Annotated in this window: 15 protein-coding genes; 1 reads left to right on the forward strand and 14 read right to left on the reverse strand. The window is 57.1% G+C overall.

What is annotated here, in order from left to right:
* The 14 genes from K0B87_03215 to K0B87_03280 form a co-directional block, all read right to left on the reverse strand.
* On the reverse strand, window positions 1-7,818 hold a 7,818-nt coding region (locus K0B87_03215), incomplete at its 3' end, for a chitobiase/beta-hexosaminidase C-terminal domain-containing protein (protein MBW6513750.1).
* Between the two features lie 581 nt (window positions 7,819-8,399).
* The gene (locus K0B87_03220; GenBank protein MBW6513751.1) at window positions 8,400-9,185 is read right to left on the reverse strand and encodes an MBL fold metallo-hydrolase; all 786 of its coding nucleotides are present in this window, start codon (window positions 9,183-9,185) and stop codon (window positions 8,400-8,402) included.
* A 3-nt stretch (window positions 9,186-9,188) separates the two neighbouring features.
* Window positions 9,189-10,136: an HD domain-containing protein gene (locus tag K0B87_03225; protein MBW6513752.1), complete on the reverse strand. Its 948-nt coding sequence runs from the start codon at window positions 10,134-10,136 to the stop codon at window positions 9,189-9,191.
* A gap of 6 nt (window positions 10,137-10,142) precedes the next feature.
* Window positions 10,143-12,041, reverse strand: a complete 1,899-nt coding sequence (locus K0B87_03230; protein ID MBW6513753.1) for a hypothetical protein — start codon at window positions 12,039-12,041, stop codon at window positions 10,143-10,145.
* Window positions 12,041-12,937 carry a bifunctional riboflavin kinase/FAD synthetase gene (locus tag K0B87_03235; GenBank protein ID MBW6513754.1) on the reverse strand — a complete coding sequence of 299 codons (897 nt, stop codon included), beginning with the start codon at window positions 12,935-12,937 and terminating at the stop codon, window positions 12,041-12,043. The genes K0B87_03230 and K0B87_03235 overlap by 1 nt, the downstream gene beginning before the upstream one ends.
* Window positions 12,938-12,942: 5 nt before the next feature.
* Complete coding sequence (truB, locus tag K0B87_03240; protein ID MBW6513755.1) at window positions 12,943-13,806, reverse strand: tRNA pseudouridine(55) synthase TruB; 864 nt, start codon at window positions 13,804-13,806, stop codon at window positions 12,943-12,945.
* Window positions 13,799-14,803, reverse strand: a complete 1,005-nt coding sequence (locus tag K0B87_03245; protein ID MBW6513756.1) for a DHH family phosphoesterase — start codon at window positions 14,801-14,803, stop codon at window positions 13,799-13,801. The genes truB and K0B87_03245 overlap by 8 nt, the downstream gene beginning before the upstream one ends.
* 93 nt (window positions 14,804-14,896) lie before the next feature.
* Window positions 14,897-15,394, reverse strand: a complete 498-nt coding sequence (gene rbfA, locus K0B87_03250; GenBank protein MBW6513757.1) for a 30S ribosome-binding factor RbfA — start codon at window positions 15,392-15,394, stop codon at window positions 14,897-14,899.
* Window positions 15,391-18,042, reverse strand: a complete 2,652-nt coding sequence (gene infB, locus K0B87_03255; GenBank protein MBW6513758.1) for a translation initiation factor IF-2 — start codon at window positions 18,040-18,042, stop codon at window positions 15,391-15,393. Before infB ends, rbfA begins: the two co-directional genes overlap by 4 nt.
* Entirely contained in the window at window positions 18,023-18,385 is a 363-nt protein-coding gene (locus K0B87_03260; protein MBW6513759.1) for a ribosomal L7Ae/L30e/S12e/Gadd45 family protein, read from the reverse strand. The genes infB and K0B87_03260 overlap by 20 nt, the downstream gene beginning before the upstream one ends.
* Window positions 18,382-18,672, reverse strand: coding sequence for a DUF448 domain-containing protein (locus tag K0B87_03265; GenBank protein ID MBW6513760.1), 291 nt, complete (start codon window positions 18,670-18,672; stop codon window positions 18,382-18,384). Before K0B87_03265 ends, K0B87_03260 begins: the two co-directional genes overlap by 4 nt.
* Window positions 18,672-19,907: a transcription termination factor NusA gene (nusA, locus tag K0B87_03270; GenBank protein MBW6513761.1), complete on the reverse strand. Its 1,236-nt coding sequence runs from the start codon at window positions 19,905-19,907 to the stop codon at window positions 18,672-18,674. Before nusA ends, K0B87_03265 begins: the two co-directional genes overlap by 1 nt.
* On the reverse strand, window positions 19,904-20,380 hold the full coding sequence (locus tag K0B87_03275; protein MBW6513762.1) for a ribosome maturation factor RimP: 477 nt from the start codon (window positions 20,378-20,380) through the stop codon (window positions 19,904-19,906). Before K0B87_03275 ends, nusA begins: the two co-directional genes overlap by 4 nt.
* A 227-nt stretch (window positions 20,381-20,607) precedes the next feature.
* The gene (locus K0B87_03280; protein MBW6513763.1) at window positions 20,608-21,168 is read right to left on the reverse strand and encodes a hypothetical protein; all 561 of its coding nucleotides are present in this window, start codon (window positions 21,166-21,168) and stop codon (window positions 20,608-20,610) included.
* A 261-nt stretch (window positions 21,169-21,429) separates the two neighbouring features.
* Between K0B87_03280 and K0B87_03285 the strand changes: the two genes are divergently transcribed.
* Complete coding sequence (locus K0B87_03285; protein MBW6513764.1) at window positions 21,430-21,654, forward strand: hypothetical protein; 225 nt, start codon at window positions 21,430-21,432, stop codon at window positions 21,652-21,654.
* Window positions 21,655-21,749: the final 95 nt, after the last annotated feature.

Here is a 21,749-nt window from a genome sequence, read left to right on the forward strand (position 1 = left end):
TTCCACCCCGTCGTAGACCGCCGTGACGTAATATTCATAGGAAACGTCCATGGCGATCTCAAAATCGTCGTAGTAGTAGTAGTTGTCGACCTGGCTGTTCACCAAGGCGTCGTTTATTCTGGTGAATTGGGCTGTCGAAAATTCCCGGCGATAGACATTGAAGCCCTGGAGCGCCCTGGAAGCCGGGGGCAGGGTCCAAAGCAGGCGGATATAGCCGGCATAGGTGAATCCGCTCAGGTTAACAGGCGAGGTCAAAATGGAATAGACCTCGCTGCGCTCCGGACTTGTCTCCCAGTCTGTCTTGAAGGCCTTGGCCCTGATCTCCAGATTCTGGGTGAAATGCGGGACCGCGATCGGCGCTGTGTAGAGCGTTGATTCCTCCGTGGGCGGGCTTCCGTCCAGGGTATAGCGGATCTCCGCTTCTTCAGTGGCAGAACTAATAACAACGTTCACAGGCGAGCCGTATGTCCCTCCGGGTGGGTTGAACAATGGCGGAGAAACCGTTCCAGTTATATTGTAAATTCCGGTGGTGGTCTCGCTGGGGATCCAACCTTCGGCAAAGCCTTTGATCTTCAAAGTGGAGACTGTGCCGGCTGGAAGCTGGATCGGAACTGTGTAGGCCGCAGATTGTTGGGTGGGCTCGCTGCCGTCCAGGGTGTAGCGGATCACAACGACATCAGGCAAGACCGGAGCCTCCAGAACAACACTTTGGGCGCTGGTATATGTCCCTGGGGCCGGAGCAAAGGGAAATTCCGCCAGAGTGACCTGTCCGGTGACTGAATAGATTCCGGTTCTCACTACACTGGGGATCCAGCCATCCTGGAAAGCGCGGAATTTGATGGTGAAATCGATGGTGTTCAAGCCGATCTCGATCGGAGTGTCGAAAATTGGTGAATCTTCCGTCGGATCGCTGCCATCCGTGGTGTAGCGGATAGTACCGCCCGTAGGGTTGGTTCCTCCGACCGAACTCACGCTGATCGGCGAAGTATAGATTCCCGGCGCAGGGCTCAAATACGGAGGCATTAGCTGCATCTGGCCGGTCAGGATATACTCGGCCGAATAGGTCTGGCTGGGGATCCAGTTTTCCTTGAAAGCCTTAACCTTAATGGTATTTTGCATGGGCGCGTACAACTCGATCGGGCCGGTGTACTGGGGAGAGGATTCATCCGGCTCGACCCCGTAGAGGGTGTAGCGCAGAATCGCTCCCGCCGGTACAGTCTGGGTGTTCAGGATAACATTGATGTTTGTGGTATAGGTTCCCGCCGGCGGAGTGAACACCGGATCGGGGATCACGACAGTTCCGGTAATGGTATAGTATCCCACGTATACTATGCTGGGAGTCCAGTTCGCGGCAAAGGCACGGACCCTGACCTCATAGTTGGAGTTCAGGTCAAGCGGTATCGGGGCCGTGTACAAGGTTGAAGTGGCCGTGGGTTCGCTGCCGTCCAGGGTATAGCGGATCTGAGCGCCGTCGGGTACGGTCTGGGTGTTGATGCTCAGCATCTGCGCGGTTTGGTAGGTGTCAGGAGGTGGAGTGAAAACAGGAGCCGCGATCGAGGCCTGGCCGGTTATAGTGTAAACCCCAGTCTGGGTCTGGCTCGGAGTCCAATCGGTCTTGAACGCCTTCACCTTGATCGTAGTGTTGGTGTCCATGGCCAGTTCGATCGGAGCCGTATAGATCGCCGACGCGGCCGTGGGTTCGCTGCCGTCCGTGGTATAGCGGACCGTGGCATCGTTGGGTATGGGGTCAGCGATAACTATAGACTGCGGTGAATTGTAGATCCCGGGCGGAGGCGTGAACACCGGGGTTTGGAAAACGACCTGTCCCGTGATCACGTAAGTTGCCGTGGCAGTTTCGCTGGGAATCCAATTGGTCAGGAACGCCTTGACGCTGATGGTCGTCGTGCTGTTCAGGCCAAGCTGGATCGGCGCCGTGTAGGCCGGCGAGTTTTCCGTGGGCACGCTGCCGTCCAGGGTATAGCGCAAAGTCGACCCGGCTGGCGTTGTGGCCGTATTCAGAACGATGGATTGGGCGGTTTGGTAAGTTCCGGCGGGAGGATTGAAAACCTGCGCGGGTAGCTGGATCTGCCCGGTGATGGTGTAGGAGGCTTCATAGACCTGGCTGGAAAGCCAGTTATCCAGGAAAGCGACCGCTTTGATGGTCGTTGTAGTATTCATGGGCACATTTATCGGTGCGCTGTAAACCGGAGACGTTTCCGTGGGAGTGCTGCCGTCGGTTGTATAACGCACGGTTGCTCCGGCCGGGACCGTGTTTGTGCTGAGCACAACAGACTGGGCGGTCTGGTAGATTCCTGCAGCGGGAGTGAAGACCGGAGGATCGATGCTCACCTGGCCAGTGACAGTATAGGTCTGCTGGGTGACGGCGCTGGGCAACCAGCCCGTTTTGAAGGCCCGGGCGGTGATGGTCTGGGTGGTGTTCAGCGGCACGATGATGGCCGTGGAATACAGGTTAGAGGCTTCCGTGGGAGTGCTGCCATCAAGGGTATAGCGGATGCTGGCCCCAAGCGTGGTTGTAGTCAAAACAACTGCTGTAGCCTGCGTATAGATCCCTCCGGAAGGAGCGAAGCTGACATCCGCCACGGTTCCCGTGACCGTATAGTTCGCCGAAACGACCGTACTGGGCGTCCAACCGTCACGATAGGCGATGGCCTGGATGAAGAGGTTGCTGTCTCCGGGAATGTGGATCGGGGCTGTGTAGAGGATGCCGTTGGTGGCAGAGGGAAGCGAGCCGTCCGTGGTATAGCGGATCGAAGCGTTCTCCGTGGTTGTCGATATCGCCACATCGATGGCCTGATAATAGGTTCCGGAGGGCAGCGAGAACATCGGGGCCGCCACCACGGGTATGATGATATCGATCACATAGCTGGCGTTGGAGATCAAGGAGGTGTTCATCCCGGTCTTATAGGCGATCGCCTTGACCGTTACCGTCTGGGAAATGTTGATCGGACCTGTGTAGACGGTCCCGATCGTTTCCGATGGCTCGGTGCCGTCCAGGGTATAGCGGATGGTTGCGTCGGGAGTCATGGTCGATATCGTCACCTGGATCGGCTCATTATAGATCCCCGCGGATGGCGAGAAGGTGGGTGTGGCAACAGTTTCGATCGGGATCACGATGATATACTGCACCGAAGCGATCAGGGAGGGATTGTAGCCGTCCCTGAATCCGCGGGCTTTGATCAGAACGTTGTCCGAGACCATGAATGGGCCATCATAGATTGTCCCATTGGTGAGGGTCGGATCGCTGCCGTTGGTGGTATAAATAAGCATGGCATTGGGTGTGGCGGTGCTCATGGTCACGTTCTGCGCCACGTTGTAAACCCCGCTGGGCGGCTGAATCTCGGGTGTTTCCACCGTGGGCAGGGGAATGTCGATGACATAGGCGGCGCTGGTGATCACCGATGGATGCCAGTTGGCGCGTGAGGCCAGGGCTTTTATGGTCAGGTCCTGATCCACCGTGATGGGATTGGCCGGATTAAAAACCGGGCTCACACCGGGAACCGGATCGCTCCCGTCAGTGGTATAGCTGATCGTGGCGCTGGGAGTCGCGGTGCCCAGGGAAACGCTTTGCACGGCAGCGTAGGTCCCGCCGGCCGGATTGAAGCTGACCGGGCTGGCAAACAGGTCATAGACCGCCGTGCTGACATTCGAGGGCAGCCAGTTGTTCAGATAAGCGCGCGCCTTGAGGACCATGTTTTGGTTGACCTGCACCGGTCCGGCATAAAGAGTCCCATTTGTTGGGCTGGGATCGCTTCCGTTTGTGGTGTAATAGATCTGCGCATTTGTCGGCAGAGTCGTGATCCCCACGCTGAAAGCGGCGTAGTAATTTCCGGTGGGCACTGTGAAGAGGGGATCGGCCACCGGTCCGTTGATCTGGTAGAATTGGGTGATCACGTTGGAACTGATCCAGTCAGCGCGGTAGGCGATGGCTTTGACCGTGGTGCTTGTACTGATGGTTACCGGACCAGCATAGAGAGTCCCGTTCTCCGGTCCTGGTTCGCTGCCATCAAGAGTATAGCTGATGCTGGCCCCAGCCGTGGAAACGGATATGCTGACCGTTTGGGCGTCGGCATAGGTGCCGGCTGGAGGCGTCAGCACCGGATTGGCCACCACGAAGAAATATTCCGAGGTTGCCAGGTCGGAATCGAGCCAGTTTTCCAGATAGGCGTAGGCCCGCACGATCGTATGGCCCTCGATCGCGAATGGCGCGGCGTAGATCTGCCCGTTGGAGGGCGAAGGTATGGTGCCGTCCAGAGTGTAGCGGATGGTGGCAGCGGCGGGATAGGCGCTGATGCTGACAGTCTGGGCAGAACCGTAATATCCGGCGGCCGGACTGATGACCGGGGTTCCCACCGGGCCGTTGATCACGTAGTTTGCCGTAGCGACCGCCGAAGGGTTCCATCCGTCAAGATGGGCAAAGGCTTTGACAATCGTGGTGGCGGTTATCTGGATCGGAGCGGCGTAGACGATCCCGTTGGCGAGTGTGGGCTCAGTTCCGTCAAGGGTGTAGATAATCGTGGCCGCTGTAGGAATGGCACTGATCGAAACAAGCTGGGTGGCGGCATATTGCCCGGAAGGTGGGTTAAAAACCGGTGTGCTGACGGTTCCCGTGATGTAGTATTGCGCGCTGGCCACGGCGCTGGGATTCCAGCCAGCTTTGACGCCTATGGCGCGCAAGAGAGTGTCGGAAGCAATGTTTATCGGTGTCCCGCTCAAGTACTCTGTTCCATTGCTGGAGCTGGGTTCACTGCCGTCAGTGGTGTAATAGATCGTGGCGTCGGGAGGATTGACGGAGATGTAGACATTTACCGGAGCAGTGTAGGTCCCGGCCCCGGGAGTGAATACGGGATCGCCGACGGTCCCGAAGATGGTGTAAACTGCCCCATAAACCTCCGAGGGCAGCCAGTCCATTCTCCAGGCGCGGGCTTTCAGGGTCGCGCTGCTGCCGATCGTTACCGGGCCAGTATAGACCGTTCCATTTGTCTCGGTCGGGTCCTCGCCGTCCAAGGTATATCTGATCAAGGCTTCGGGAGTGGCGGTCGCGATGGTGACTGTGGTGGCGCTGGGATACACGCCTCCATCGGGCGTGAAATACGGAGTGGCGACGGTTCCGGTCACCTGATAGCTGCGGGTGGAGATCTCACTGTCCACCCAACCCGTCTTTACCGCAATGGCTTTGATGGTGGCGGAAGTGCCTGTCCCAAGAGGAATTCCGTCGTCGTCGTTGTAAAGGTTGGAATCAACGCTGGGATCGCTGCCGTCGGTAGTGTAATATATCAGCGCGTCTGGATGAGAGGGAACGGAGAGGTGGACCACTATCGGTTCATAGTAGAGCCCGGCTGCCAGGTCAAAGACAGGCGCGGGAAGGATCCCGATGTTATAATAGCCTTCGCTGATCGCGCTGGTGGCCCAGAATTCTTTGTAAGCCCGGGCACGGACGTAATGTTGGCCAATGCCCAGGGCCACAGGTCCGCTATAGAGATAGGAAGCCGGGGAGGTGTCTGAAGGTTCTGATCCGTCCAGGGTGTAGTAGATCGCGGTTTCCTCCAGAAGGGTGCTAATGCTGAGATCAAGCGCCGCGGGATAACTGCCCGGAGCAGGATCGAAGGCGGGAGCGTCCACAGTTCCCGTGATCAGGAAATCACCAGAGTATACAATGCTGGGGTAGATCCCAGGATAGTGCGCCATGGCTTTAAGGGTGGCGGTTTGGGCCAGCAAAACCGGCTCTGTGTACAGCAAAAGGGGATCGACCACGGGATCGCTGCCGTCGGTGGTGAAATAGATGGAAGCCCCGCCCGGAGCGGTGTTCGTGCTGATGCTCACGGTCAAAGGAATGGTGCTGTAGCCAGGCGCCGGATCAAAGACGGTCCCGTTGGCAAATGGTTCGATGCGTGCCTGGGAGCGGACGTCATAGTAATAGCTGAAAGTTTCGCTGGGCAGCCAGTCGGCTGCCACCGCGCGCAGAGTGATCCAGGTCGGATTGGCCAGCAATATCAGGTTTCCGGAAGCATACAGGAACGCGTTCGGATTTTCAGGACCCGGCAAGCTGTTATCCAGAGTGTAATAGAGCTCGCCGTCCGCGGGATCGATGATCACCCCGCCGATCTCCACAGCCAGCGCTTCGCCGTATTCCACGATGAAAAACTCGCCGTCGGGAAGCGGGGCCGGAAGCATCGCATGGGCCTGAATGCTCACGGTTCCGGTGACCTCATAGGTCTGGGCCGCGATCCCGCTATCCAGCCAGCCCGGTCGGGTGGCGACCGCATTGATCTGCGTCACGGTCTCCCCCGGCACCAAAATCGGCTGTTCATACAGCATAGTTCCAGTTTCTCCCGGTTCCGGGGCCGTGCCATCGGTGGTGTAATAGATGCTGGCGCCCGGATTGCTGCTGGTGAGCGAAACCAGGACAGGAGCGTAATACAGCCCCCCGGGAGGATCGAAGACAGGCGGGGAAACGGTTCCGGTGATGACATAGGTCTGGCTCACGGTCTGGGATGGCGGATAATCCGGATGGATAAAGAAAGCCTGGACGGTGACCTGATTTTCCTCGTCCGCCAGGGCTGGGATCTCTATGGGAGAAGCATAAACCGGGGAAAATTCGTCTGGTGGAGTGCCGTCGAGGGTATAATGGATCACAGCTCCGTCAAAGCCAGCCGGAGGCGCGAGGGCCACATTGACGGCCTGGGTGTAGGTTCCCCCGAGAGGATCGAACAGGGGTCCCGCAGGGCTCACGATTATCGTCCAGGACAGGCTGTCGCTATCCTCGCCGTCTGAGACCTCATAGTCCATAATATGAGTCCCGGGCAGGTTGAACGCATATTCCAGTCCGGGGCTGGTGGATACGACGTTCGAATAGGGAATCCCGTTCTGGAGGCCGCTGAGGGACCAGGTGTGGGAAAGGGGGTCATCTTCGACGTCAAAGACCTCGACGCTGAAAACGATGGACTGACCCTGATCGACATACTGGGTCAGCTCTTCCGGCTGATGGGACATGATCTGGGGCGGATCGTTCACCGGCAACACGATGACTTGAATCTGCAGGCTGCTGTAGGCGTTGGAAACGCTGTCCACGGCCGTTATCTCATAGATCGCGGTGCCGTTGTAATCCTGCTGGGGAGTGAAGGTGACCAAGTGTCCGGTGGGGGTCGGCTCTTGGGAAACGTCGATCGGATAGGGGGCCGGGGTTACAAACAGTTCAAAGGCTGTGGGCTCCGAATCCACGCAACTCACGTAATCCTGAAAGTTGATCAGGAGCGGAGTCTCTTCATTGGTATAAAAAGCGTTGTCTGGCGGCAAACCGCTCCAGATGGGGGGATCAGGCACGGACGTGACATTCAGGCGGATCAGGGCTATGGCCTCCGTGCGGGTGCGGACATCCGTGGCGATCAAGATCAGCAGCTCCGAACCGTACCAATTTGCGGGAATTGGCTGGAATTGCAGGACAAGCGGATTCTCCGGATCGGGCTGCGTAACGCTGAAATGCTCCGGCGTTGAATAGAAGGACAGGGAAAGTTCAAGCTCATCCGGGTTGTTTATGTGGCGGGTGAAATCCTTGGTCCAGGGCAGGTCCTCGTAAAAGAGCCCGGTTTGGGGATCGGCGATATCCACTGAGTCTGGCAGATTGTATGGGGAATCGCTGAAATTGAACGAAAAATTCCGTGCCGTGCGGTTGCTGGCCTCAATGGCCTGAATCAGTTCAGGGCTGATCTTCCCTTCCTGCAGAGCGGCAAGGCCCGGCATTTGCGCCAGGAGGGCAAAAGCGCTCATCATCACTAGCATGACAACAATGGCTTTCTTCATGCTCCATCTCCTTCAAGACTGCATCCACGATCGAGGTTACTTCTTGCCTGGCTGTGCTTTGGGCCAATATTCCAAAGCCCGGGCATCCGGCTACGGATTCCCTGATCGTTACGCATACATGCTTTTAAGCCACTTTGTGACGGCTTTTAATGCTGTCAATGAATATTTTGGCCTTATCCCTGCAGGCATACGCGCCTATCCCTCATTTCAAGTGCCCATATATCAAGATGTTATGGTTTTACGCTGATTTACGCCTGTTGATTTTATTCCACCCGCTGCCATTTGCCTGGTTTACTTTCTGCCAGACAAGGCCTTGGTCAATCACCCACTCCATGAATTCCGCGCCTCAGGCAAAGCATGTGGCGGCCATTAGCAGGAAAAGCGGACTGCGCCCGAAATGCTGCCCCTGAGATTGGCCTCACCTGACAAGGCCGGGAGGGTTGTGTATCATCTTTGCCACTCATTCCAGCCGCTCATGCCCTGGCCACGCTCGCCCTACACACTCCGAACAACATTGGGGATGTGTTGGCTGAGTGTTAGGAAGGGACAGGAAGAGGGAATGAGGAGGATAGCTTGCGGGGTCAGATGTTGATCAGCGGGGTGTGGGTGTGCTGTTCGGCGACCAGCAGGTTGATGTCGCTGCGGATCGAGAGCAGGTAGTTGTGCATGGTTTCCAGGGCGAGCCGGGGATCGTTGTTGATCTCGCTAAGGTGCGCCAGGATAAGGTTTTGCAGGCCGTGGTGCATCACCTGGCTGACCACGCCGACGGCCTGGATATTGGAAAGATGGCCGTTGATGCTTTTGATGCGCTGCTTGAGCGACCAGTCGTAGGGCCCCGCCATCAGCATGCGCTCATCGTGGTTGCTCTCCAAAACCAAGGTGCTGCAGTGTTTGAGCCGGTTCACCGCCAGGGTGGTTGGAAACCCCAGGTCCGTGGCCACTCCGAGTTTCCGCTCTTCATCCTCGCCGCGGGTGAAGGTGAAATTGCAGCTATCGGCCGCGTCGTGGGAGGAGGAAAAGGGATGGATGCGCAGGTCGCGGATTGAGAAGGTGCTGCCTGTCTCGAAGAGGCAGAGCGGTTCCGGCAGCCGTCCGACGCGGTGGGCGCACTGAGAGTAGGTGCATTCATTGATGTAAAGGGGTATTTTGAGCATCCGGGCGATCGCGCCCACACTGCGCGTGTGGTCTGAATGTTCGTGGCTCACCAGAACGGCCTTGATCTCGTGGCGGCCGATCCGCAGGGCGTCAAGGGCGGAAAAGATCGCCTTGGCTGAGACTCCGGCATCCAGCAGCACGGCGACCTCACCGGTGCGGACGAGCACGGCATTGCCTTTGGACCCGCTTGCCAATACCGAGGTTTGGAACATTGATCAGATCTTGGTGATGTGGTAGTAGCGGCTGTTGAGTTTGTCAAACTCTGTCCAGACAGCGTTTTCCGGGGCCGCTTCAATCATCTGGGCGACTCCGACGCTTTGGGCGTCCAGGTTGTCGCAGAGATGGAGCACCAGGGCTTCCAGGGTCTGGGGCAGGCGCACTGAGGCTTTTTCGTATTCACCGTGGTGCGCGAGGATGAGATGGCGCAGGTTGAGGAGGATCTCGTCCGGAAAACCGGTTATCCGCCTGGCCTGATCGCAGATGTACTGGTCACAGAGGCTGAGATGGCCGACCAGGCGCCCGATCTCGGTGAAATCGATCGTTGGTTTTGTCCTGTATTCAAAGATCTTGCCCAGGTCATGCAACAGGGCGCCGCTGATCAGCAGGTCGCGATTGACGGGATAGAGCACGGAAACGAAGTCGCAGAGGGTGGCGACGGCAACGGTGTGCTCGATCAGGCCGTGCATGTAGTTGTGGTGCCAGCCCTTGGCCGCGGGGGCTTCCAGGAATTGGGCGAACAGCTCCTTGTCAGCGAAGATGTTGCGCAGCAGCATGTTCAGAAAGGTGTTCTCCACTTTGTCCACGAAGCTGAAGAACTGCTCTGCAAGGGCTTCGGGCTCTTTCTTGCTGCGGACAACGAACTCACCGATGTTGTATTCAGAATGGTCGGCAAAGCGGATCTGGGCTACGTTTAGCTGGATCTGGTCCTTGTAGCTCGTGATCTGGGCTTTGACTTTCACGACGTCGCCTTCAGAAAAGGCCTCGGAGGTCTTCCGGGCGTCTTTCCAGATATAGGCGGCAAGGTTGCCTGTCCTGTCCTGCAAGCGCAGGCGCAGAAACTGGTCGTTCTTGCCGTCGCGCAGTTCTTTTTCCACCACGAGGTAGAAGCCGACGACTTCCTTGCCCACGAGGTCCTTGAAATCAGAGATGTTGATATGTTCCATGTGCCTTCACTTTATGATGTTGATTTTTGCTTTGAGCTCGGTTTTGCTGCCGTCGGCCTTAACGACCGGCAGGCACAGCAAGTAGATCCCGGAGGCTGGAAATTGCCCGGCAGTGAGAAGTATTTCGCTGTCGGGAGCTTGGGATTCCAAGACCAGCTGGCCGCGAATGTTATATATCCTGAGTCCCCGCAGGCTTGTCCCGTCTGTCATTTTTATCCGCATGATGCCTTCCTGGCGCAGCGGATTGGAGGAAACCAGGAGGCGCGGGGCTGGGAGGAGTTCTTCCTGGTTGGAAACGATCCCGGAGAAGTCGGTCCAGGCGGAATAGAGTATCTTGCCTCCCCCGGCCAGCTGCAGCCAGTAATAGAGGCGATAACTTTGGCTCAACTCATTCAGCGACAGGTTGTTGAGCGGAATGTTCAGATCGAGGGTGAGGCTCTCCCCCATGCCCAAAGGCCCTGGCAGTGACTGGCCGTGGCTGATCCAGCGTGAGATGACGTAGCGGTCGCTGCCATCGAAGCTGACCCTTTGGAACAAACCTACGCAGAGCCGGGTGTTGGCTACCAGATTGTACTCCGTGGCCGCGGTGTAGAGCCGGGTGTCGTCGTTGCTGAGGACGATCGTCGCGGTGAGGATGTCTGTCTGTTCCTGATAAGCGAAGCGGCATTCGGAACCGGAGACGAAGCTCTTCTGGGTTTGCGCGTCCTGGCAAAGCTGGTCGAACTGGTCTCCGTAAGCAGTGGAAAAGCCGTTGATCCTGAGGTCTCCGTTGATCGCCGTCCGGGGCAGGGAGTTGAAGCCAAACCAGTTGAATCTGATCTGCGCGGCTATGTTGCCCAGGGGATCGCTGAGGATGGGAAAATAGTTGAGGTTATGGATGTCCGGAAAGCTGTACTGGTCCTGAGTGAAGGTGATCTGATCGGAATTGTCCGCGCGGAGGAAATTCTCCGCCAGATAGGCCGGATAGGGATGCTCAAAGCTGAACCTGTGGATCAGGATAACGTTGTTATACTGGGGATCGGAAGCCTGATAACTGCTGCTGAGCGCGGCCCGAAGCTTCAACTGGAGCGGAGTGCCGGGAAGCTCGAAGCGATGGTCCTCGTAACCCGGGCTTTGGGCGTTGAATTCATACATGCTGCGCGGAGCGATCGTCTCCGTGATGGAGATGGGGTCGAAAAAGGCGAACTGGGGATCTGGGGAATAGACGTTCATGTTCACCACGGCGTCGGTAATGGGAAGGTCCGAATGATTGTAGATCCTGAAAGCGGGAGCCACGATCGCCCGGGGTTCGAGGATGCCCTCGAGGTCAAAATGCATCAGTTCCAAGTCCATGCCGCTGAGCACGAAATCGCCGCCCAGGCCAAAGAGCAGCTCGGCGCTGTAGCCAGCCGCGGCCAGGCTCTGGAAATAGGGATTGGGAACGTTTGTGTTCCAATAGTAGCTGCGCGACCCTCCACCCGCCGAAGCGGAAACAAAACGATTGGAGAAATTGGTGGGATAGGTCACCACAAGCCATAGTGAATCGTTCTGCACCGTGACGGGAAAGGGGATCTCCAGATGGTTGCTGGTGACCGCCACTTTCGCCCAGGTGAGGCTGCTGCCGGGAAAACCCATCAGGTCCGTGAACAGCTCCACCCTCACCGAATCGACGGTTTGAGGAAGAAAGAGCAGTGCTTTGGTGACGGCGAATTCGCTGGTATCCAGATTGGGATAAACCTCGCTGAAATCAAAGCGCACCGCCCAAACGTCGGAGCCGAAAAAGCGGTAGTCATCTGTGCCCGTGTGGTAGGCAAAGCTGTATTCGCGATCCGGGCCAACAACCTGTTCCCCGCTGCCCGGCACGAAATCCAGCGCTTGAAGCAGAGAGAACAGCAAGCAAAAAACCGAGGCGGAAAGGAGCTTCATCAAAGACCGGCCTTGATCATTTCCCTGGCTCTCGCCACGTCTTTCCGGATCGCTTCTTGCAGAGCGCTCTTGCTTTCAAACAACTTCTCCTCCCTGAGATATTGCAGGAATTCCACGCGCAGGTGACCACCGTAGATCTGCTGGTCAAAATCGATGATATGGGTCTCCATCTCGATGTTCCCGCTCTGTTTCAAAGTTGGGCTGGAGCCGATTATTGTCAATCCAAAAAATCTTGCGCCCCCGGTGATGGCATGGCAAAAATAGAGTCCGGACTTGGGAACAAGCTGGTTGGGATCGCTTGGTTTGAGGTTCGCGGTGGGAAATCCCAGTTCAGACCCAATTCCGGTTCCCCGCACGACCTTTCCATCGAGGGCATAAGGCCTCGCCAGAAGGGCGTTCGCAGTTTCCACATCCCCGCCGAGGAGCAGGGAGCGGATCAGGGAACTGCTCACGACTTTATCTCCGTACATGGCCGGTTCGATGTAATGCAATTCGTAGCCGTAAGCGCTCGCGTGCTCTTGCAGGAAGGAAAAACTGCCCTGCCGCCGATGGCCGAAATGCGAATCATGGCCCACGACCAAAATGCTGGGATCAAAGCGGGGAATGATGTATTCATGCAAAAACTCGTCCGCTGAGGTGAGCGCTAAAGCCTGGTCGAAATGCAGCATTTCCACCCCTTCGATCCCCAGTTCCAGCAAGCCATTCTTTTTCTGCTCCGCGGGCATGAGCACCAGGGGGCGGACATCGGGATTGAGGATCTGGGCCGGATGGTTGTCGTAGGTGATGACGATGGATCGCAGGCCGCGATCTCTGGCAAGGCCGGTGAGATGGTTGAGCAGTTTGCGGTGGCCCAGATGCAGGCCGTCGAAATTTCCGATGCTCAGGATGCTTGCCATATGCCTCAATGCAGGTTGATGGAGGGATAAAGCCTTCCGCCGGCGCGACGGGCCACTCCCAGCACCCGGCCGGATTTTTCCACCAGAATGACCTGTTCCCGGTCCTCTCCGCTCTGCTCGCAGGATTGGCCGTTTCTGAGGGCCGAGAGCAGCTCCGCGGAAGGGATCAACTGCTCATATCCGGAGAAGAGCTTGGCGGCCGGATAAAAATGATCAGCAAAAGTAGCAGGGGTGAGTTCATCAAGCTGCAGCGCTTCCCCCACATCCACAGGGCCGATGGAGGTCCGGCGCAGTGAAGTGCTGTGGCCGACCGTTCCCAGAAAACCAGCTATGAATTCGCCCAGGCTGCGGATGTAGGTGCCTTTGGAGACCCGACATGCGTAGGAGAGGTTGGGAGGGTCATAAGACCTGAGCTCGAAACTGCTGATTTGGACAGGCCGGTTGGCAAGTTCCAGTTCAATGCCCTGGCGGGCGTATTCGTAGGCAGGTTTGCCGTTGACCTTGACCGCGGAAAACTTTGGCGTGGGTAGTTCGCTCAAGTCCAGAACCGCCTGGGCCAGATTATCCTCCGGGAGCCGTCCGGGGATCAGGTCACTACGTTCGATGATTTCGCCCTCGGTGTCTCCCGTGCTGGTCTTTTCTCCCAACTTGAGGACCGCCGAGTAGCTTTTGGACTGGGCTTCCAGGAATTGGCACAAACGCGTGCAGGAGCCCAACGCGCAGATCAGCAGGCCGGTGGCGAAGGGATCAAGGGTGCCGGTGTGGCCGATCTTCCTGGTCCCCGTGATCTGACGCAGGCGCCTGATCACGTCGAAGGAACTGATGCCGGCTGCTTTATCGATGAGCAGGAAGCCGCTTGTTTCAGGCATCCGCTCGCTGTTCATCCAAAGCCTGGCCGAGCCGGGCCAAGAGATCGGATTTGATCGTGTTCAGGTCGCCCCGGACAGTGGCCCCGGAAGCGCTGACATGGCCGCCGCCGCCATAGGACGAGGCTATGGCGTTGACGTTCAGGACCGGGGAGCGCAGGCTCAGCTTGAAAACATCGGGGGCTTCCTCGCGCAAGTAGGCGATCGCCTGCACAGTGTTCACGCCTTGCACCCAACGTGTGATGTTCATGATCGAATCCGCCCTGAGGTCGTTCCTGCGCTGCATGTCCAGGGTCGAATACATGTAGAGGACCCGGTTATGGTGATAAAGTTCGATGGTGGAAAGCACTTCGCCGATGTAACGCAGTTCCAGGGGATCGTGGTTCAGGAAGTAGGCCTTGTAGAGCTCATAGGGCGAGATCCCGCAGGCGGTGAGTTCCGCGGCGATGAGGAAGACCTCCCGGTCCGTGTTGGCATTGATGAAATTGTTGGTGTCATTAAGGAGCGTGACGTAGAGGCAATTTGCGATCGAGATCCTGAGATCCTCAGGCAGTGCCTTGATCTCAGCCTCAAAGGCGCGGAACAGGATGGCACCCACGGAAGCGGCGGAAGTATCCACAAAACTGTAATCGCCCGCGATGACCCCATTTTCGGGGACATGGTGGTCGACCAGGATGGTGAACCCGGCGCCGCGGACCAGTTCAGCCCGGTCGCCGATGCGGATGTAGCTGTTGCAATCAAGCACGAAGAGCAGGTCGAAGCGCATGCCGCTTTGATACTGGCGGACATCGGCCCCCTGCATCAGGAAGGAAAAGCGCTCCAGGTCGCTGTCGTCGGTGACGATCACGCTGGCAAGATCCCGGGAACGCAGAAAATGCTGAAGGGCGAGGCTGGCGCAGAATCCGTCTCCATCGGGCTCCACGTGGGACATGATCCCGATGCTGAGCCCGGGCCTCAGATGCTTGAGAATCGTTTCTTGGAGAATTTTCGTATCTTTCATTTTATTCCGGTTGGGGCGGATGACTATTGGGCCAAGAGGCGGAGGAACCATACAGAAGTTCCGCTCGGCCTTGGCTCTCTGTCGATCCCAGACCTACCCGTCCTTGTCCTCGTTTTCGCTTTCCTCATCTTCGATGAACTCGTTGTAGATCTCCTCGTCTTCGTCGATGTCATAGATATCGTCGTCATCCAGGTAATCTTCCAGATCGATGTCCGGGTCGTAGTCATCATCGTTGTCGTATTCGTCCTTTATCTTGTCGAGCAGCAGGTCAACTTTCTCTGCCCGGTCCTCGGAGTCATCGTAGTAGAATGACAGTTCGGGAATGGTTCTCATGATGTGCGCTCCAGCGATTTGGTTTTTCAGAAAGCCTGACGTCTTTATCAAATGGTCCCGGATCGTATCGTGGGTGGCGGGATTGTTGTAATGCGAGAAATAGAGCTTGGCGTAGCGCAGATCCTTGGATATCACAACATCCGTGATGGACACCCAGTCGAGCAGGGGATCACGTAATTTCTGGTTGATCGCCACGTTGAAGAGCTTCTTCAGCTCTTCCTGCAGGCGGGGGATGCGATGTGACCTTTTGGTTTTCATTGCAGTTTCTTGGCCACCTCTTCCAGCACGAAGCATTCGAGCACGTCGCCTTCCTTGATGTCGGCGAAATTGGCCAGGGAAAGGCCGCATTCCGTTCCGGCGCGGACTTCCTTGACGTCGTCGGCATAGTGCTTCAGCGAGGAAAGGTCATCTTCGATGATCAGGACGTCGTTGCGATAGAGGCGGACCTTGCATCCGCTCCTGATCACGCCGCGGTCGACCTGGCAGCCGGCGATGGTGCCGACCTTCTTGATCTTGAAGACCTGCCTGATCGTGGCGGAGCCGATGACCTGTTCTTCGATCTCCGGTTTGAGCATGCCTTGCAGGGACAGCCTGATCTCCTCGATCGCGTCGTAGATCACCTGATATAGTTTGATCTCCACACCCTCGTCTTCCGCGAGTTTGCGGGCCTGCTGGTTCGCCCGCACGTGGAATCCGATGATCACAGCGTCGGAGGCTGAAGCCAGGCTAACGTCCGCTTCGTTGATGCCGCCCACGCTTTTGTGGATGATGTTGACCTTGACCTCTTCGTTGGAGATCTTCTCGAAGGAATCGGCCAACGCTTCGGACGATCCGTCGGTATCGGTTTTGATGATCACGTTGAGTTCGCTGACGGCATCTTCCTTGATGCGGGCAAAGATGTTTTGCAGCGAGGATTTGTTCTGGTATTTTTCGCGTTCAAGGCGGATCTGGTTGCGCTCGGAGCTGATGCTGCGCGCGGTCTTTTCAGTATCAACCTGGTTGAGCAGGTCGCCAGCCTTGGGGGCTTCGTCCAAGCCGAAAATGCGTCCCACGTCCGACGGATTGAGGGTTTTGAGTTCCTGCCCGCGTTCGTTCTCGATCTTGCGGATCCTGCCGTGGGTGGCGCCGCAGACAACGATGTCGCCCTTGTTGAGGATGCCTTCCTGCATCAGGACAGTGGTGATCGAGCCCATGCGGGTGTCTTTGCTCGATTCGATCACGACCGCCGCTCCGGGCACCTCGCGCCTGGCTTTGAGGTCCATCAATTCTGCGGTGAGCAGGATGACCTCGATCAGGTTCAGTATGCCTTCGCCGGTGACCACCGAGGTCTTGCACCAGGGGACGTCGCCGCCGTATTGCTCCAGCAACACGCCGTAATCCAGGAGTTGGGCGATGACCCGGTCAATGTTGGCATCGGGAAGGTCGATCTTGTTGATGGCAACGATCAGGTTCACTCCCGCGGCCTTGGCGTGGTCGATGGCCTCGCGGGTTTGCGGTTTCATGCCTTCATTGGCTGCCACGACGATCACGGCGATATCCGTGACGTTGGCGCCGCGGGCGCGCATGGCCGTGAAAGCTTCATGGCCGGGGGTATCCAGGAAGGTGATCTTGTTTTTGTTGACCTCGATCTGGTATGCCCCGATATGCTGGGTGATGCCGCCTGATTCGCCGGCAACGATGTTGGTATTGCGGATGTAGTCCAGGATGGAGGTCTTGCCGTGGTCGACATGGCCCATGATGGTCACCACCGGAGGCCGTGCTTCCTCTTCCACTTCCGAGTATTGCTCCTTGTCGCGGTCGATGATGTCCGCGCCAAATTCGTCTTCAAAGCAGAATTCGACCTTGAACTCGTCGCAGATCATTTCCAGGGAATCCTTGTCCAGGCGTTGGTTCATGGTCACCAACTGGCCCATGGCGAAAAACTTGGAGATGATCTCCGCAGGGGTCAGGTTCATGATCTTGGCCAGTTCGCTCACCGAAGTGTATTCGCGGATGACGACCTGGCTTTCGCCCTGGTCGGTCGTGGTCTGTGCTTCGCGGTGATACTTCTTGCGCTTGCCGGTTTTGCCCATCAGTTTCTTGATGTTGCGGGAGATCTCGGCCTCGTCGACTTCTGTGGGCGGTTCGACCTTTTTCTTGCCCTTCTTGCTGATGTCGATCTGGGCTTTCTTGTGCTTGCTTTTGTCTCCCAGTTCATCGTGGCTGACCTTGGATTTGCCAAATTTCTTGGCTGCCTGGTCCTTGCCCGGTTCGATCGGGATGGCCGGTGACTTGGCCGGTTCTTCGCCGCGTCCCCTGGTCCGGGGTTCCGCTGCCTTGGCGCGCGTTTCAGGCTTTGGCCGGGCAGGCCCGCGTTCCTGGGTTTCCAGGTAGGATTTGGTCCGGGCGGGTGGTTTTCCGCCGCGCGGGGCGACGGGCGTGGCCTGTTGGTAGGGTACGATGATCCGGTGTTTGGGCGCTTCTTTCTTGGGCGCCACATATTTTTCCGGCGTGACCGGAGCCGGTTCTTCAACCGGTTCAGCTTCTTCCGCGGCGCTTTCAGGCTCAGCCGGGGGTTCTTCTTTCGGTTCCTGGGTCTTGGCCTTGGCGGCTTTGCCCTTGGCTGGCTTGGCTTTGGCGGGTTTTTCCGGAGCGGGCTCCTCCACGGCTGGCACTTCCTCAACCTGAGGCTCTTCTTTGGCCTCTTTGGCCGCCTGGCGCATTTCCGTCAGCTTCTTTCTATCTTTGGCCGCTTTCTTCTCCGCGTCGTACTGTTCGTTGAATTTACGGCGGATCTTGTCGGCGACTTCTTCTTCTATCAGGCTCATATGGCTCTTGATGATCACACCTTCGTCGGTGAGATGCTTTCTCAGGGCCATCGTGCTGATCTTCAATTCCTTGGCAAGCTCATGTACGCGTATTTGCACTCATTCCTCCACTTTGCTGCGCAGTGTGGTATTCCATCATCCTGGCGGCGAACTGCCTGTCCTGGATGCCAAATATGCCGGTCAACGGCAGTCCCAGGGCGGCGCTCAGCTCTTGCTGGGTGCTGATCCTGAGGGTTGGAACCCGGCCACTGCTTTCCGCTGTGGCGTTTTCTATTCGTTTGACCGTTCTGGCGGTCGTATCCCCGGCGATCACGATCAAATGCAGGCCTTTGCCGTGCAGGGCACGGATGCAGGCATCGGCTCCGGAGACAAGTTTCCCGGCTTTGCGGGCAAATTGCATCAAATTGATGATCCTGGCGCTGTTGTCCCCGGAGGCGTTCATTGGCCGCCTCCCTGGGTTGCAAGCTGTTCCAGGCTGGAAAAAACCGGATTGCTCCGGATGCCGAAACGCCGCTTCATCTGGGCCTTTTTCCATTTATCCAGCCCCACCAAACAGACGGGATCAGGGCAGACGTAATTCCTGCGGCCCTGGATCTTCCTGCCGGGATCGAAGATAATCCCCTCCCGGATGACCAGAAAGCTCAGCAGGGTCACGATCTCCCGGCTGGTCCTGCATACCACACAAGTTCGCTGTGGCATGTGATGGGCGTGGCTGTTTTTGTTTGGCATCAGAAATATTTGGCTGCTTCCTTGAGCCTTTCCGCCGTTTTCTGTCCCACCCCTTCCAGGTTGCAGAGCTCGTCGACGGAGGCGGCGTAGATGTCCTGGACGGAGGTGTAGCCGGCGTGGCGCAGGATCTCGGCGATCTTGGAGGTCACTCCGTCCAGATCGGTGATATGGCTCACGGTCCTGCGTTCCTTGGCCATCTTTTCCTCAAACTCATCGCTGGTGAAAATGTCGATCTTCATGCCGGTCAGTTTGGCCGCCAGTTTGACGTTTTTGCCGCCCTTGCCGATCGCCACCACCTTGTCCGCGTCTTCCACGATCACGCTGGCGGAGCGGTTCCGTTCGATGATGACCCGCTTGACGTTCTCGATCCCCAGGGCCCGCTCGATCATCTTTTCCGGGCTTTCGTCATAGACCACGAGGTCGATCTGCTCGCCGTGGAGCTCCTTGCGGATGCCGTCGATCCGGGTGCCCTTCAATCCGATGCAGGTGGCGATGGGATCGAGCTTGGGATCGTCGGTGCCCAGTTCCACCTTGGTGCGGATGCCCGGTTCGCGCACGATCTTGAGGATCTTGATCTTGCCGTTGTAGATCTCGGGGATCTCCGCCTCAAAGAGCTTTTTCACAAATTCCGGATTGATGCGGGAGAGGATGATCGTCACGTTGGATTGGTGGGAACGGATGTTGACCACATAGGCCTTGATGTTTTCGCCCACGCGGTAGAATTCGTTCTCGATCTGCTCATCCGCGGGCAACAGGGCGTCCGTGTAGCCGATGTCGATGCGGTAGCCGCCGGTGTCGTCGATGGATTTGATCTTGCCGGTCACGATCGTATTTTTCTGTTTATTAAAGTCGTTTTGGATCTTTTCTTCTTCCAGGGTGCGGATCTTGTCCTGGATGGCTTTTTGGGCGATCTTCACCAGTTTGGGCTCGAATTCCTGCATGGACATCGTCTTGGTGACATACTGCCCCAGCTCGGCGTAACGGTCGTAGCTGTTGCGCGCTTCTTCCAGCGAGATCTCGCCCAGCTCGGTCTCCAGCTCCACGACCAGGCATTTGTAGCGGGCCTGGATCTGGCCGGAATTCTCTTCCACAAACACTTCCAGCTCGTTCTCAGGCTCCAGTTTCTTGCTCAGGGTGCCTTCGATCGCCTCGACGATGATGTTCTGGATCAATTCCTTGTCCAATTGCTTGATGGCCGCGAGTTTGACCACCGCGTCCAGAATGTTCGTACTCATTGGTCGCCTTCCTCCCGGGGCTTGGCGATGAACAGCGTTTTGGCCCGGGTTATCGATTTTAGGTCTATTTCCAGGATCCGGCCCCGGTCGTCCAGGGTGACGCTATCCTGATTCACTTCGGTCAGGGTGCCCAGGGCGGACTTTTTCTCTTCGCCTTCGTTCCATTGGACCGCCACCTTTTCGTTGATGGCGCTCACCCAATGGCTTTTCAGTTTCAGGGGCCGCTCGATCCCGGGCGAGGAAACTTCCAGGAAATAGCGGTCGGGGATGATGTCCAGTTCCTCAAGTTCAGCGGCCAAAGCACGGCTGAATGAGGCACACTCATCCAGGGTCACCCCGCCTACCTTGGTCAGATAGACCGTGATGATCCTGCCCTTGCCGGACATCTTTTCGTCGATGTCATAGACCGCCAGGTGCATCTCAGCGCAGATCCTGCGGGCTATGTCCTCGACTCGCGCGCGGTAAAATTGCATGCTTTTCCCCTTTGCACACCCACTTTGCCTCAAAAAAAATAGCTAATACCTTAGCTATTCTGCTGCAACGTGGCGTAACTATAGTACTGGAGTGGGTTTTAGATCACTTCCACCCCTGTCTGCCAAATTCTGGGCTGCCGGATATGTGTCAAGCGAAATCTACAGCCTTCTTCTGCCTCTCTCTGTCCTATCCCGGGAGTCCAACCCGGGCTCGGTTTATTCAGCCCTTAAAAAACGAAGCCCAACTTCAGGCTCAGGAACTGTACGCTCAGGCCCAGGTCCAGTTCCGCGAAGAACTCCGATCCGTCCTTGGTCTGGTTTCTATAGCCGAGCCCAGCCGTCAGGTGCGGAAGTACGATCTTTCCCCGCCTGCTCTCCCAGACCGGGCCCTTGCCACCAAGGTCCCAGGAAGTCAGCGCCTGGTAGGAGACCGGATACACATCCAGCCCGGCCGCGAACACAGGATAGTAATTACTTTTGCCCAGCTTGCGGAAATCGATGTTGATCCCGCCCACCAGGTCATTGTCCGCCTTGTTGTAAAGCGCGTCCAGGTTGATGAAGTTCTGCCAGTGCCGCGTCCGGTTCGGATTGAGTTCCACGCCCAGCCGCCCGCCGCTATGCCCGCCAAGGCTAAGCGCGGCTTTGATTCCGGGGCTTTTCTTTTGCATCAGGCTGTCCGGGGCGGAGGCCGTATCCTGGGTATCGCCACCTTCTTCTGCTGGAACCTGCGCTGCCAGAATGCTGAGCAGCGCCAGGGCCACAATACACATGGTCGTTGTCTTCGCCATTTTCTCTCCTCCCACCGGGCGCGGTGGCCCATTTCATGCTGCTGCCATTACTGGTCAACGCAGTACACAGCGCGAATACCGATCTTTCCCGCATGATCTTTACCTGGCCATCAGCCTCAAGGGTCATGGTAGTCAATTACAACGATCAATGAATTTTGTCAAGTTTTAAATGAAAGATAATCCATAGAAAAATTATTTGCCCCTCAGGTTGGGCAGCAGGCATCTGAACAGCGCCCCGCTGGAGTCGAGCGAGGAACGAGCATGGACTCCAGCAAAGGCCAGAACGGAGACAATCCTGGAGACCCTGCGGGGCCGACGCAAAACAAAGAGATCGCAGCGGGGATTGAGATGAACAGCCCGCTCGACTCCAGGGTGGTTGCCTGCCGGCGCATAGCCAAACAGCAGGCCATGTTTGATGGAATTCTGTCATTTGGGATTCCTGACAAAGAGTTATTTCCCCCTTTTCCCCAGCCCGTTCATCACTAGTTCACCACTCGCTAAGCAAACGCCCATCAAGCGTTTAGTCGGCGAGTGGTCAGTGAGTGGCGGGGGAATCAAACATGAGGAACAAAAGGCTGTGG

This window comes from Candidatus Syntrophosphaera sp., from assembly GCA_019429425.1.
Lineage (GTDB): Bacteria > Cloacimonadota > Cloacimonadia > Cloacimonadales > Cloacimonadaceae > Syntrophosphaera.